The 14,170-nt window shown below is 71.1% G+C and carries 8 protein-coding genes; 4 read left to right on the top strand and 4 right to left on the bottom strand.

The features are described from left to right. A partial coding sequence (locus ACTWQA_RS18085) for a zinc ribbon domain-containing protein (protein WP_443160349.1) occupies nucleotides 1-1,707 on the bottom strand: 1,707 nt, incomplete at its 3' end. Nucleotides 1,708-1,961: 254 nt separating this feature from the next. Further along, nucleotides 1,962-3,470 (bottom strand): IS4 family transposase, encoded by a 1,509-nt coding sequence (locus ACTWQA_RS18080; RefSeq protein WP_443160348.1) that lies wholly within the window; start codon nucleotides 3,468-3,470, stop codon nucleotides 1,962-1,964. Between the two features lie 290 nt (nucleotides 3,471-3,760). Between ACTWQA_RS18080 and ACTWQA_RS18075 the strand changes: the two genes are divergently transcribed. From ACTWQA_RS18075 to ACTWQA_RS18060, 4 genes are all read left to right on the top strand, one after another. Further along, entirely contained in the window at nucleotides 3,761-4,501 is a 741-nt protein-coding gene (locus ACTWQA_RS18075) for a GntR family transcriptional regulator (protein ID WP_443160347.1), read from the top strand. A 194-nt stretch (nucleotides 4,502-4,695) separates the two neighbouring features. Beyond that, nucleotides 4,696-4,983, top strand: coding sequence for an ABC transporter ATP-binding protein (locus ACTWQA_RS18070; protein ID WP_443160346.1), 288 nt, complete (start codon nucleotides 4,696-4,698; stop codon nucleotides 4,981-4,983). Then, nucleotides 4,980-6,254: an alpha/beta fold hydrolase gene (locus ACTWQA_RS18065; protein WP_443160345.1), complete on the top strand. Its 1,275-nt coding sequence runs from the start codon at nucleotides 4,980-4,982 to the stop codon at nucleotides 6,252-6,254. The genes ACTWQA_RS18070 and ACTWQA_RS18065 overlap by 4 nt, the downstream gene beginning before the upstream one ends. Beyond that, nucleotides 6,247-7,602: an aminopeptidase P family protein gene (locus tag ACTWQA_RS18060; protein ID WP_443160344.1), complete on the top strand. Its 1,356-nt coding sequence runs from the start codon at nucleotides 6,247-6,249 to the stop codon at nucleotides 7,600-7,602. The genes ACTWQA_RS18065 and ACTWQA_RS18060 overlap by 8 nt, the downstream gene beginning before the upstream one ends. A gap of 22 nt (nucleotides 7,603-7,624) precedes the next feature. On the opposite strand, the gene ACTWQA_RS18055 is transcribed toward ACTWQA_RS18060, so the two are convergent. Together ACTWQA_RS18055 and ACTWQA_RS18050 are read right to left on the bottom strand one after the other, a co-directional pair. After that, on the bottom strand, nucleotides 7,625-8,476 hold the full coding sequence (locus tag ACTWQA_RS18055; RefSeq protein WP_443160343.1) for an ACT domain-containing protein: 852 nt from the start codon (nucleotides 8,474-8,476) through the stop codon (nucleotides 7,625-7,627). A gap of 88 nt (nucleotides 8,477-8,564) precedes the next feature. Then, nucleotides 8,565-13,970 carry a family 43 glycosylhydrolase gene (locus ACTWQA_RS18050; protein WP_443160342.1) on the bottom strand — a complete coding sequence of 1,802 codons (5,406 nt, stop codon included), beginning with the start codon at nucleotides 13,968-13,970 and terminating at the stop codon, nucleotides 8,565-8,567. Nucleotides 13,971-14,170: the final 200 nt, after the last annotated feature.

The raw sequence follows: 14,170 nt of genomic DNA, 5'->3' as shown, positions 1-14,170 counted from the left end.
CCGGTTCTTTGATCTGTCCCGGGCGGCTGGTCGGGGGTGCAGGTCGGTTCGGGTGCGGCGGGCGCGGCGGGCGGCCCGGGTCGCCTTGCGGGGGCGGCGGGCGCGGGCCACGTTGCCCTCCACCACCTGCCGGATGGTGCGGGTGCCGGTGGTGCGGTCGGTGCGGGTGGCGTGCTGGCCGAGCAGGCCGCGGGCGAGGATGCGTTCGGCCGCCGCCCAGTCGCGATCACACGACAGCCCGCAGGCCGGGCACCAGGCCCACGCCCAGCCTCGCTCGGCGAGCCGGTCCGGGGCCGGACAGTGCTGCAGTACCGACGTGCCGTCACCGCAGCGGGGACAGTACTTGGAGGTGCCGCGTGCGGGGACGGTGACCACGGCGATCGCGTTCTTGGCCGCCAGGTGGCGGATCGCCTCCACGATCTGGCCGCGTACCTGCCCCGACAGCCGCGCGTTCGCCCGTCCCCGGCGCCCGCGTGCCTCCAAAGTGGCAAGATCCTCCAGGTAGATGACCGTCGCCCCGGCGGCGACCGCTTGGTCGAGTGCCCAGCGGGCCGCTGACCAGGCCAGCGCCTTGTTCAGGTTTCGGATGCGCGCGCACACCCGCTCATTCTCCACCGCGATGACCTCATACGCCGCGGCCAACGCGGCGAAGCGGGTGTCGGCGGGCGTGAGGCCGGCCAGCAGCCGCTCCTGGTGTTTGCGCTTGGCGGCCAGGTGCTCGCGCTCGGCCCGCAGCCGGTGCAGCTTGGCCGACACGCCGCCGGCGTCGTAGGCCAGCGGCCGCCCATCCGAGACGACTCGGCCGCCGGCCGTCAAACGTCCGACCGTACCGGTCAGCACCGCGTTCAGGCCCCAGTCGAAGCCGCACCCGACCACATGACCGGTGGCCGGCGCAAAACCGATCGAGGTCTGGAACGGCAGATCCACACGCACCCGGCCGCCTTTCACGCGCAGGGTCGGGGTGCACAGTTTCGCCTCCGCAGGCACCGTCGGCGGCAGGGTGATGGGCAGCAGATGCCAGGCCCAATCTCTGGCGGAGGCCGGGGACGCGGTCAGGGGCAGCTTCACCCGCAGCCGGGCGGCGTGCTCGCCGGTGCGCTCCAGGGTGGCCAGTTGCCGGTCGGCCGCGGCCAGCACGATCTGCGCCGCACACGCAGGAGGCCCCTCCAACTCGGTCAGATCAGCCGGCAACTGGCCGTCGTGCGCGTCGCGGTAGGCGCGGATCTGCCGTGTCCGGTTGCGGATCTCCGCCGCGCCTGCCCCATCCGGCAGCACCGCCCGCAACGCGTCCCATTCGGCGTCGGTGCGCCTGCCCGGCTCGCGCGGCCAGGTCGCCACGATCGCCGCCACCAGCTCGCGGCGGTGCAACGCCAGCCGCAACAGCCGGGCCGCCTGCTCCTGGGCACACCGCAGCACCCGATCACACACATGCACGCCCGCAGCCGGGGGCAGGCCCCAGCCCAGCCTGCGCACGGCCATCCAGCCCTTGGCCGGCAACGCCCGACCGTCCAGCCCCACCCCAGAGGCCAGGGCGTCCAGATCCGCCGCACTCCACCGGCCGGCCACGAGGTCGGCGGTCAAGTCCCGCGCCAGGCCGGTCAACCAGGCCACCCGCTGGGCCAGCAGCACCTGCGGGACGACTTGTCCGGTCTGCTCCACGATCGCGCGATGGGCGGTGCAGGTCGCCGTCGCGGTGAGCCTGCTCATGCACCCACCACCGCCCCCGCCTCGAGGCTGAGGAGTCGCACCGGGATCGGCCGGCATTCGGCCATGCTCGACGACCGGCACGCCCGCATACCCGGCACCCCCAACCCGCTCCGACTGTCACCGTCAGTGACCGTAAGACTACCAACATTTGGCCCTGTCGGGTAGAACAAGTGAACGACTTCATGCCCATCTCACCCTCACCTGACTGGCCAGAACGGGCACTGCCCGCCGCGTCGCGGGCGTAAGAGCTCAGCTCAGCGGCCTCGCCAGACGATCAGATCGGCGGGCACCTCACCAACGCCGACCGGCCGGGCTGGATGATCACGCGCGGGGTCTGACTGCAACACCGTTGCGTTTAACGTCGCGGGCGGGCGGCAACCCCCTTCTCGAAGATCGTGACGGCGGCGTGGAAGGTGTAGGTCTGGGCCGCTGCGGGGTGCTGGCCGGCGTTCGGGCCGTACTTGCTGGTGGGATTCTTGCGGCTCCGGGCCTTGACCCGGGGCCGGCGCCAGGCCGGTAGCAGGGCCCGCAGCGCGGCCCGGCCGATGACGCCGAGGAGATCCACCGGGCCGGCGGGGACGATTCCCGTGGCGCTGATCACCGTGTGGCCTGCGGTCTCCAACACGACGGTGAAGCTGATGCGGTCCATATCCAGGCCGGGCCGGGTGCTCACGACGTCCCCGGCGGCGCGGATGAGCGCCTGGTAGACCGTCAGCAGGGCGTAGACCTCCTGCTCGATCCCCGGGAAGAGTCCGTGAGCGCAGCACACGGCCGTCCAGCATGGTGGCCTTGATCGAGAAATAGGTCGTCTCCGCCACCCACCGCTCGTGATAGAGCCAGACCAGTTCGCGTGCCGGGTAGCGCACGTGGTCGAGCAGGCTGGACAGCAGCCGCCACTGCTCGGTCCGTACGGTGCCGTCGGCCAGGGTGACGGTGACCTCGGCTTCGACGACCCGCACGATGAGCGGGACATCCAGCACCCCGTACCCGATCGTGGTCAGATACGACCCGTCGGGCAGGCGTTCACCGATCAGCGGGCAGCGGCGCGCCGAGGAACGCACCAGGAATTGCGCGCCGGTGGCCCTCACCTCAGCCAGGAACCCGGCGGCGTCAAAGCCCGCATCGGCCAGCAGCAGCATGGAGTGCTCCAGCACGGACAGCAGGCGGCCGGCGTAGACGACCTCGCCGCCGCTGTCAGGGCCGAAGACCGCACCCAGCACCGCGCGGGTGCCGCACTCCACCACGGCCAGCAGGCGTAGCAGCGGGTAACCGAACTCCAGTTTCTCACCGGCCCGCTTGGGATAGCGCCACGTGAGGGCCTTCTCATCGGGCACATGCAGGTGCGTACCGTCGATGGCCACGGTCCGCAGCCCCCGGTAGAACGCGCCCGGCATGGCCGGGGTGGCCACCGGCCCGGCCACGGTCTCAAACAATCGCCGCAGCGGTGCCGCCCCGACCCGGCGCCGCGCCCGCGACAACGACGACAGAGCGGGCCTCACCAGCGGTAACGCCGTCAGGCTGGCGGTCAGCTTGTCCCACACCGCCCGATACGAGCCATGCTCGAACAACGCCAGCGCGAGCACGAAGTAGACCACCACGCGGGAGGGCAGCAGCCGCAACCGGCGTTGTGTCGTCCCGGTCTCCTCCAGCACCCCGTCCACCAGCGGGAAGTCGATGACCTGCGTGAGCTCGCCCAAATGGCCCGGCGCATACACCCCCGGGGCTACCTCGATCGTCCGGGTGATGACAGACTTCTCCTGCAACGGGACTCCTTTGTGATGATCGGGTTCTTCGCCGAACCGATCATCGGGGAGTCCCGTTCCCCATTTCAAGATCTCCGAGGCCTTGAATCCCAGGTCAGAGCGCTAACGCAACGGTGTTGGGTCTGACTGTCGCCTCCAAACCAAGAGCGCCACCACGAGATCACGGCAGACGCCTAGGCTTTCATAGCGAATATGACAAGCAGTCCATACCCTCGCGGCCCTGATCGCGGCGGCAGAGGGCGGGTCGGAGTCGTTTGTCAGGACATTCTGACCCCGGTTAAGCTGATCACATGACCGCGAACCTCGCCATCGACCTGGACCGGTCCAGCCCTGTGCCGCTCTATTTCCAGGTGGCCGAGCAGATCGCCGAGGCGATCCGGCGAGGCGACCTGGCGCCCGGCGCCCGGCTGGACAACGAGATCCTGCTGGCCGACAAGCTCGGCCTGTCCAGGCCGACGATCCGCCAGGCGATCCAATACCTCGTGGACAAGGGCCTGCTCGTCCGCAAGCGGGGGGTCGGCACGCAGGTGGTGCACGGCCAGGTCAAGCGCTCGGTGGAGCTGACGAGCCTGTACGACGACCTGCGCCGGGCGGGCCAGGAGCCGGCCACGCAGGTCCTGGCGCTGGAGCGGCGGCCGGCCGAGGAGGACATCGCCCGCATCCTGGGCATGGAGACCGGCGCCGAGATCCTCTACGTGGAGCGGCTGCGCTTCGCGGCCGGGGAGCCGCTGGCCGTGCTGCACAACTGGCTGCCGCCGGGGCTGGCCCCGCTGTCCGCCGCAGGCCTCGAGGACCGCGGCCTGTACGAGCTGCTGCGCGGGGCCGGCGTGCGGATGCGGGTGGCCAACCAGCGCATCGGGGCGCGGGCCGCCACCCAGGCGGAGGCCCGGCTGCTGGAGGAGCGCCGCGGCGCCCCGCTGCTCACCATGATCCGCACCACCTACGACGACCAGGGCCGCGCCGTCGAGCACGGCTCGCACGTCTACCGCGCCTCCCTCTACTCCCTCGAGGTCACCCTCATCGAGCGGTGACCGCGCAGGCTCGATCATCGGCCGTCCGGCGAGAGCCGGGCGGCCGTTTTCGTGGTGTTCTGTTCAAGTCGATCCCTTGACCCCTTGGCAAACACCATCCTGACGCCTAAGGTCCAGTGCAATGCCACACATTACTGGGAAGGTGACATGAGGGCATCGGCATCGCCCGTGCGCTGGCCGTCAAACCGAAGCTGGTGATCTGCGACGAGGTCGCGTCGGCGCTGGACGTGTCGGTGCAGGCGCAGGTGATCGAGCTGCTGCAGCGGGAGAGCGGCTTCAGCTACGTCTTCATCGCCCACGACCTGGCCGTCGTCCGGCAGATCGCGCACCGGGTGGCGGTGATGAGCAAGGGGCGGATCGTCGAGCTCGGCGACACCAAGCAGGTGTTCGGCGACCCGCGCGACGACTACACCAGGACGCTGCTCGCCGCCATTCCGCGCATCAACCCGGACTGGGAGCGCCGCAGGAGGGAGAGGTCTTGATCACCGCGACGTACACGATTCCCGGGATGCGCGTGCGCGACCACGTGGTGGAGGTGCCGCTGGACTGGTCGGACCCGGGGGCCTCGATCAGGGTGTTCGCCCGGGAGCTGGTGGCTGCGGACCGCGACCGGGAGGACCTGCCGTGCCTGCTGTTCCTGCAGGGCGGTCCAGGTGGCAAGGGGCCGAGGCCCGTGGGCACGTCGGGGTGGCTGGGGCGGGCGCTGGAGACGTACCGGGTGATCCTGCTCGACCAGCGCGGCACCGGCCGCAGCACGCGGATCGACGGGCGGGTGATGAGCGCGCTCGGCGCCCGGGAGGGCGCGGACTACCTGGCCCGCTTCCGCGCGGACTCGATCGTGGCCGACGCCGAGCACCTGCGGAAGACCGTCTTCGGCGGCAAGCGCTGGTCGACGCTGGGGCAGAGCTACGGCGGGTTCCTGACGCTCACGTACCTGTCCGCGGCCCCGGAGGGGCTGAGCGCCTGCTACGTGGCGGGCGGGCTGGCGGCGTTGGAGCCGGACGCCGAGGAGGTCTACCGGCGCACCTATCCCCGGGTGGCGGCCAAGAACGCCGCGTTCTACCGCCGCTATCCGCACCACGCCGAGACCGTCGCGCGGCTCGCCGACCGGCTGGCCGAGGGCGACGTGCGGCTGCCGGACGGCGACGTGCTGACCGTGCGGCGGCTGCAGTCACTCGGTCTCGACTTCGGCATGAAGCCGGGCTATGAGCGCATGCACTGGCTGCTGGATGAGGCGGAGGGAATGCCGGAGACGTTCCTGCACCAGGTGCTGGCGCGCACCTCCTTCGCCGACAACCCGCTGTTCGCGGCGTTACAGGAGAGCATCTACGGCTCCGGGCCCGGGGCGAGCGCGTGGGCGGCCGAGCGGGAGCGGGCCCGGCATCCGGCCTTCGCCGAGGACGCCAGGCCGCTGCTGTTCACCGGGGAGATGATCTATCGCTGGATGTTCGAGGAGATCCGCGCGCTGCGGCCCTTCCGCGCCGCCGTCGAGCTGCTCGCCGAGCGGGTGGACTGGCCGCGCCTGTACGACCTGGACCGGCTGGCCGCCAACGAGGTGCCGATGGCCGCGGCGGTCTATTTCGACGACATGTACGTCGACTCCGGCCTGCAACTGGACACCGCGGCCCGGATCGGCAACGCGCAGGCGTGGGTGACGAACGAGTATGAGCACGACGGCATCGGCGAGGACCGCGTCTTCGCCAGGCTGACCGGGCTCGTCCGCGACATGGGAGGAGGAATCACCGGTGAGTGACGGCAGGCTGCCCAAACTGTCGGAGATCCCCGCGTTCACCGAGTACATCGCCCAGGGCTGGGACTCCCCCGCCCGCACCCCCGATCTGGTGCCCGGCGCCGCCGAGGCCGCGGCCGCGCACCGGGCCAGGCTGGCGGCCGCGCTGCCCGGCCGGACCGTGGTGGTGGCGGCCGGCGTGGCGCCGGTCCGCAGCAACGACACCGACTACGGCTTCCGGGTGGACAGCGACTTCTTCTGGCTGACCGGCTGCGCGGCCGAGCAGGCCGTGGCCGTGGTCAGGGACGGCGACGCCACCCTGTACCTGCCGCCGCCGGCCCGCCCCGGCGACCCGGGCTTCTACTCCGACTCCGTCCACGGCGAGTTATGGGTGGGCCCGTCACCCTCGCTGGAGGAGTGGTCGGCCGCGCTCGGGATCGAGGTGTTCCCGCTGCCTGCCTTCGCCGGGCCGCCCCCTGGCACGCTCCTGTCAGGCCCCGGGTGGGAGGAGTCCTCGCAGGAGCTCGAGCGGACGCTGGCCGAACTGCGCATGATCAAGGACGAGTGGGAGATCGCCCAGCTCCGCGAGGCCGTCGACCGTACCGTCGAGGGCTTCGCCGCGGTGCTCGCCGAGGTCCCCACGGCGGTGGCGGGCGGGGGCGAGCGCTGGCTGCAGGGCACGTTCGACCGGTATGCCAGGACGTACGGCAACGGCCCCGGCTACGCGAGCATCGTGGGCGCCGGGCCGCACGCGCCCACGCTGCACTGGGTGCGCTGCGACGGCCCGGTGCGTCCCGGCGAGCTGCTGCTGCTCGACATGGGGGTCGAGGTCCGCAGTCACTACACCGCCGACGTCACCCGCACCTTCCCCGTGTCCGGGTCCTTCTCCCCCGCCCAGCGCCAGGTGCACGACCTGGTGGAGCGGGCGCACCGGGCCGGGATGGCGCAGGTCGCGCCGGGGCGGGCGTTCACCGACTTCCACCAGGCCGCCATGGAGGTCATCGCGCACGGCCTGCACGACTGGGGGCTGCTGCCGGTCTCGGTGGACGAGGCGCTGTCCGAGCGGGGCCAGCACCACCGCCGCTACCTGGTCTGCGGCATCGGCCACCACCTGGGGCTGGACGTGCACGACTGCGCCCGCTCCCGCCCGGAGGCCTACCACGGCGCGCGGATGGCGCCCGGCATGGTGCTGACCGTGGAGCCCGGCCTGTACTTCCATGTCCACGACCGCACGGTGCCGCCGGAGCTGCGCGGGATCGGCGTGCGGATCGAGGACGACCTGCTGGTCACGGCCGACGGGGCGGAGGTCCTTTCCGCCGCCCTGCCCATCGACGCGACCGGCCTGGAGCACTGGGCGAAGGAGCGGACCTGACCGCCCGCTCCCCCGCGCTCTCTCACGCCGACCGGCTGTACCGCGCCTGGCGGGCGGCCGCGGTCAGGGCGGCCGCGCGGGCGGCCTCGGTCGGGGTGAACGGCAGCTCCGGCCGCCTGATCAGCAGGGCGCGGTCCGGGTTCACGGAGATCACCATGGTCGTGTTGAGCTCGGCGCCCTCGTCCACGGTGTCGCCGGGCCGCCGCCACTCGACCTGCGCGACCCGTAGCAGCTCGGCCATGGCCTCCGGCAGCCGGTCGGGGTCGGCGCTGACCCGCTGGGCCAGGACCAGCGCCTGCACGCCGGGGTCGGTGAGGTCCTTGACCTGGGCGGGCACGAGGACGACGTCGTGCCCGCCGGCGTCGGTCAGCGCCTGGGCGAGCACGCCGAGCGCCAGCTCGCGGGGCGCCTCGATGACGAACTCGTCGAGCGCGTCACAACCGGCGGGCGTGATGGCGCTGCTGCCGGTCGGCGCGATGTGCAACGCCAGGATGTTGCAGCCCAGGCGGCCGAACGCGCCGGCCACCGTCGCCAGCCGTCCCGGGCGCTCCACCACCCGCATGCGGACGCGCCACAACGCCATCGGCGAGCCGGCTCCCTCGGCCACCGGGAGCGCGGCGTTCCTGCGTGCGGGGCGGCGGCCGATCCGTTTGTGGATCGCGGCTCCGAGGATCAACGCCACGCCGAGCCCGATCAGCACGACGGGCCCCGGGTCCTCGTGCCCGAGCAACGTCGCGAGCAGGTGCGCCAGGCCCACCGCGAGGAACAGGGCGGCGAGCTCCGCGATCTCCCGCCGCCACGAGCGTCCTTGCTTGGTGCCCTGTTTGGTGACATGTCCGGAACGTTGGTGCATGACCTTAGGTGCATCGCTCATGGCACCCAGTGTCCGCACGGGTTGTTACATGATCACGGTCGGCGCGGTTGCGGCGGCATTAAAGCGCGTTCACCGCATTACCCCGCCCTTACCTCCTCTCGTGGACGACGATCTCGCCGCCGCCGATGTCGGTGCCCCGGTTGTCGTAGAGGACCTCGCCGCTCGCCTCGTTCCAGATCCTGATCTGGAACCTGTCGGCAGCCCCGTCGAGGGCGGTGACCGTGAAGGCGTATCCGGGCTTGCCGTTGACCTTGCCGACGCCCCGGTAGCGGACCTCGCCGCCGGTTACCACGAGCCAGTCGTAGCGGGTGGCGACGAACGTGACGCCGCCGGCCGGGAAGGCGAAGGCGGTCTGTCCGGCCGGGCGGGTGGCGTCCTTCTGATACGCCGACACGAACCCGAACACGGCCTTGCCCGTCGCCGCCGGCTTGCCGGGCTGCGCGCCCGCCGGCGAGCCGATCCAGCCACCGCCGGTGACGAACCCGGCCTTCGGGTCGTAGACCACGACGGGATCGGCCGTCGCCACGGCCTTGCCGCCGTCGCCGTCGGCGACGGTGACCACCGGCTGGTAGATGCCCGCCTTCGCATAGGCGTGGGTCTCCGCGCACGGTCCGGTGGCGCCGTCCGTCCAGTCGACCTCGCAGGTGAGCGTGTCCGCCCCTGGGTCGCTGGACGTGACCGCAAGCTCCACGGTCGTACCCGCCGCGACGGGATCCTGCGGACCCGACACGCGGGTGATGGCGGGGTCGGCGTTGGCGACGGTGACGGTCGCGGTGTCCCGGCTGCGCCCGGCAGCCAGCGTGACCCGGTAGACGCCCTCGTCCGTGCAGGTCACCGTAGTGCGCGGCGTGGCGGGGTCGGCGAAGGAGCAGGTGCCCTCGGCCCCGTCGGCGGCCTCGTACCGCCAGGCGGGCGTGCCCGCTCCGGAGAACGTGCCCGCCACCGCGATCGGTGCGCCTTCTGCGCCGGAGGCGTCGGGCCCTGCGGTCACGACCGCGACGGGATCGATGCTCTCCAGCGTTGGCGTCACGGGCGTGATCAGCCCGTCGTCGCCGAACTCCAGTCGGTCGATCGTGGTCTCCCGGTGGGTGCCGTCGCCGCCGGGGATGGCGAAGCGGTGGTAGGCGATGTACCAGTCATCGGTGCCGGGCACGCGGATCACGGAGTGGTGGCCGGTGCCCTTGATCCCGAGCGCGAGGTTCTTGCGCAGGATGACGCCGCGCTTGGTCCAGGGGCCGAGCGGCGTCTCGCCGGTGGCGTAGGCCACCTGGTAGTCCTCGCTGCGGGTGTCGTTCTCCGACCACATGAAGTAGTACGTGCCGTCACGCTTGATGACGAAGGAGCCCTCGTTGTATCCGGCCGGCTTGTACGTCTTCACCTTCGCGGCGTCGAACGAGACCATGTCGGCGTTCAGCGGCACCTGGTAGGAGTTGCCGTTCCCCCAGTACAGGTAGTGCTGCCCGTCGTCGTCCTGGAACACGGACGGGTCGATCATCTGCCCGGAGTAGGTCCCGGCTGGGACGAGCGGCTTGCCGAGCGCGTCCCTGAACGGTCCCGTCGGCGAGTCCGCCACGGCCACCCCGAGGTGCTTGGCCGTGTTGCCGGTGGCCATGCCGCCGCTGAAGTAGAAGTAGTACTTGCCGTCCTTCTCGGCGATCGCCGGCGCCCAGGCGCTGTTGTCCGCCCACGTCACGTCGGGTCCCAGGTCGAGGATGACGCCGTGGTCGGTCCAGTGCACCAGGTCGGTCGAGGAGAACGCCTTGAACTGGGTCCCGCTCCAGCCCGGGAAGCCGTCGGTGGTGGGATACAGGTAGAAGCGGTCGCCGAACACCACGAGGTTGGGGTCGGCGTACAGGCCGGGCAGCACCGGGCTCTTCATGACGAGCGCGGTGACCGTCCACTCCCGTTTCGTGCCGTCCGCGCCGGTGACGGTGTAGGTGACGGGCTCGGTGAAGTCCTGCTCCGCGCCGGAGGCCGGGCTGACGGTGGCGCCGGGGGCGAGGGTGAACTGCGGCGCCAGCTTGGTGACGTCACTGCCTTCCTTGAGCGGCAGCGTGATCCGGCCGCCGTCGGCGTCCACGATGGCGTCGACCTTGAGCTGCGGCAGGGTCACCCCCATGATCGCGGCGGGGTCGCCGCCGAGCTCGTAGATTTCCGCGGCCGGCAGCGCGCGGCCGTAGACGCGGAAGTCGTCCACCTCGCCGGCGAAGTACGGGTCCTCGGCGTACAGCGACCTGCCGATGTAACCGCCGTAGGTCTTGGCGGCGTCATACAGGTCGGACGGCTTGACCGTGACGTTCGGCGCGCGGGCGATCTCGACGCCGTCGAGGTACATGACCATCGTCTTCGCGGCCGAGTCGAGCGTCACCGCGACGTGCTTCCATTCGCCGCCGGGCAGCGCCGCCGAATGCCGCATCGACGACTCCGCCTGCCAGCTGCCTGTGGTGATCGCCGAGAACAGCACGCCGGCGCCGTTGCGGGGCCCGGTGAACAGGTACTTGTTCCGGTCCGGGCCGAGGCCGTAGATCCACTGGTTGGCCGTAGCGGAGGCGTTCCACTTGACGTGGAAGGCCACGGTCACGTCGGAGACGTCCTTGAGCACGCCGTTCGGGAGGGTGACGTACGGCGCGGTGGTGGACGTGCCGGCGCCGCCCGCCATCTTGAACGACGCGCCGTGCACGCCGTCGCCCCAGGCCGGGGTGCGCTCGTAGGAGCCGTCGTGGCCGCGGCCGGAGGCGTCACGGGCGACGGTGCCGGCCTTCTCGTCGAAGGTGTAGTGCAGCAGCAGGTCGGCCGGGATCTCGGTGGTGGCCTCGACGGGGATGGTGACGGTCTTGGAGCCGTCGGCGGTGCGTACCGTGATCTCGGTCTGGCCCGCCTTGACCGTGGTCACCAGGCCGGTGGCGCTGACCGTCGCGACGGACGGGTCGGCGCTGGTCCAGGTGAGCCGCCTGGCGGTGGCGTTCGCGGGCTCGACGACGGCCTTGACCTGGCGGCTCACGCCGACGCCGAGCCGCAGCTCGGCCGGCGAGACGGTGAGGCTCTCCACTGGCACGCCCTCGGCCGAGACGGTGACCGTCGCCTTGGCCCGCACCGACGCGCCGTCGGGCAGCGTCCCCTGCACGGTGAACGTGCCCGCCTGGGCGTAGGCGGAGGCCGGGACCTCGTCCCAGGTGACGGCGACCGGGCCGGTGCTGCCGTCGGCGAACGTGGCGGTCACCTGCTCCGGCAGGATGGGCGCGTCACCGATGCCGGTGACGACCTTGGCCTCCTCGGCGCTCTCGACGAGCTGGCCGGGCGCGTAGGCGCGCAGCAGCCGGTCGTACTCGGCCTGTGTGACGCCGATGACCGTGCCGTGGCGGGGCCTGGCGGGCAGCGAGTAGTTCGCCGACGGCGTCCAGGCGCCCGAGGCCAGGTTCGTCGACTCGAACGGGATGTAGCCGCGCCCGCCGAACTCGTCGATGAACAGGTACCACTTCTCCTGGTCGTTGGACTTGAAGATGGTCGGGCCCTCGCCCTGGCTCATGGCGCCCTTGCCGATGCACTCGGAAAGGAAGTCCCACTTGGTGTTGAGCAACGAGGTGGACGTCTCGGCCAGGATGAACTTGCTGCACGGGGTGGTCGAGCTGTTGTTCCGCTCGTCCTTGGTGTAGCGGTAGTAGGTGCCGCCGTGCTTGATGACCGTCGAGTCGATCACCGAGTAGCCCGGGTCCACCCACACCTTGGGCTCGCTGAAGGTGCGGAAGTCACGGGTCGTGGCGTACATCATCCGGTTGTAGGTGTTGCCCGTGTGGTTCGGGTCGTCCGCGGCGTACAGCTTGGAGGCCCAGAAGACGACGTACGCGCCGAGGGTCTCGTCGTAGTACGCCTCCGGCGCCCAGGTGTTGCCTGCGGTGTCGGGCGAGACCTTCACCAGCCGGCCCTCGCCCCAGTTGACCAGGTCGGTCGACTCCCACACCATGATCGACTTGCTGCCGGTGCGCTGGGCGGCGTCCCAGTTGCCGTTGCCGAAGATCCGCAGGTCGGTGGCGATCTGGTAGAACTTGTCGCCCTCGGGCGAGCGGATGATGAACGGGTCGCGCAGGCCCTTCTCCCCCAGCGTGGAGGTGAGCACCGGCTTGCCGCCGTTGAGCTCGCGCCAGCGCAGCGGGTCGTTGCCGCGGCTGAGGGCGAAGTAGACCTGCTCGCCGTCCGCGGTCCCCTCGCCGGTGAAGTAGCTGAACAGGTAGCCCTTGAGGTCCTGCTCAGCCGGAAGTTCGCGCACCTTGGCGGTGAACGCGCGGGTGGCGGTGGCGACGTTCTTGGTGACCGTGGCGGTCAGCGTGACCGTGACATCGCCGGCGCCGTGGGCCGGGCGGGTGACCTCTCCGGTGGGCGTGATGACCGACGGCTTGCCGGAGGCCCAGGAGACCGTGGTGCCGTTCTGGCCGGTGACGGGGAGCGTGAGGTTGCCGCGCACGTCGTCGGCTCCGTGCACCGTCAGCGCGGCGGCGGCGTCCTGCGCGATCTTCGCGTCGTCGTGCTCGGGCATGACCGTGATCTCGAACGTCTTGGTGTCGGTGAGCGCGCCCCTGGCCAGGGTGGCCGTGAGCGTGGCCGTGGCGGGCGGTTGCCCGTTCGCCGGCCGGGTGACCTTGCCGGTGGCGGTGACCACCGAGGCGTCACTGGTCGCCCAGGTCAGCTTGGAGCCGCCGGGCGCGGCGGCCGGCAGCGTCAGGTCGGCGGTGACGGCGCTGGTGTCGCCGAGGGTGAGGGCCTGCTTGTCGGCCGCGAGCGCGGCGGCGACGGTGGCCTGCGCGAGCGCCTTCACCTCGTCCGCGCTGATCGCCCGGTCGTAGATCCGGAAGTCGCGCAGCTTGCCCTGGAAGAGCCGGTCCGCCGAGTACACCGACCGGCCGAGATGGTTGGCCGTGGTCGTGCCGCCGCCGATGGAGCCCGGCGTGATCGTGACGTTGGCGTTGCGGCCGATCTCCACACCGTCCTCGTACAGGACGCCGGTGGTGCCCGTCTGGGTGTAGACCAGGTGCTTCCAGCCGCCGCGGGCCAGGTTGTACGAGGTCGACAGGCGGGTGTTCTGCTCGGTCGACCAGTTGCCGCTGGCCACCGCGACACGCAGGTGGTTGCCGGTCGCGAACAGGTAGCCGTTGCCGCTCGTGCCGCTGGTGTTGCCGAACCCGTAGATGAAGTACGGCGTGCGCTGCGCGGGGTCGATGAGGACGTCCGTGGAGACGGTGATCGAGTCCATGCCCTTCATGACGTCGTCCGGCAGCTTCACGTCGGTGTCGCTGCCGTTGAACGTCAGCCCGTCGCCCCAGCCTGGCGTGCCGCGCACCGTGCCGTGGCGGGCGTTGCCGGACGAGTCCGCCGCCACCGCTCCCGCCTGCTCGTCGAGCTTGTACCACAACACCGGACCGTCGGCCGCTGCCCGGGCGGGCAACGCCACCAGCGTGGTCGCGGCCAGTGCCACCAGGCACGCCAGAGCACCTCGTCGCATCAGCGACTCCTCATTGTTAGCGCTAACATCACACCGCGCGTGATCGGTGTTGCGAGAGTGTTAACCGTGGAGGCCCTTACCGTCAAGAGGCGCGTGGCCGCGGAACGTCAACGATCTTCTGGTGGAGCGACCGGGACGGCCCGGCCGTCCGTGAACGGCGCATGAATTCTGACGTACGGTCGGCTTTCCTCCCGCGCGAA

It is taken from the genome of Nonomuraea sp. 10N515B (assembly GCF_052245915.1).
Taxonomy (GTDB): Bacteria; Actinomycetota; Actinomycetes; order Streptosporangiales; family Streptosporangiaceae; genus Nonomuraea.
The sequence above is the reverse complement of the archived record's forward strand: the minus strand, read 5'-3'. Positions and strand labels throughout refer to the sequence as shown.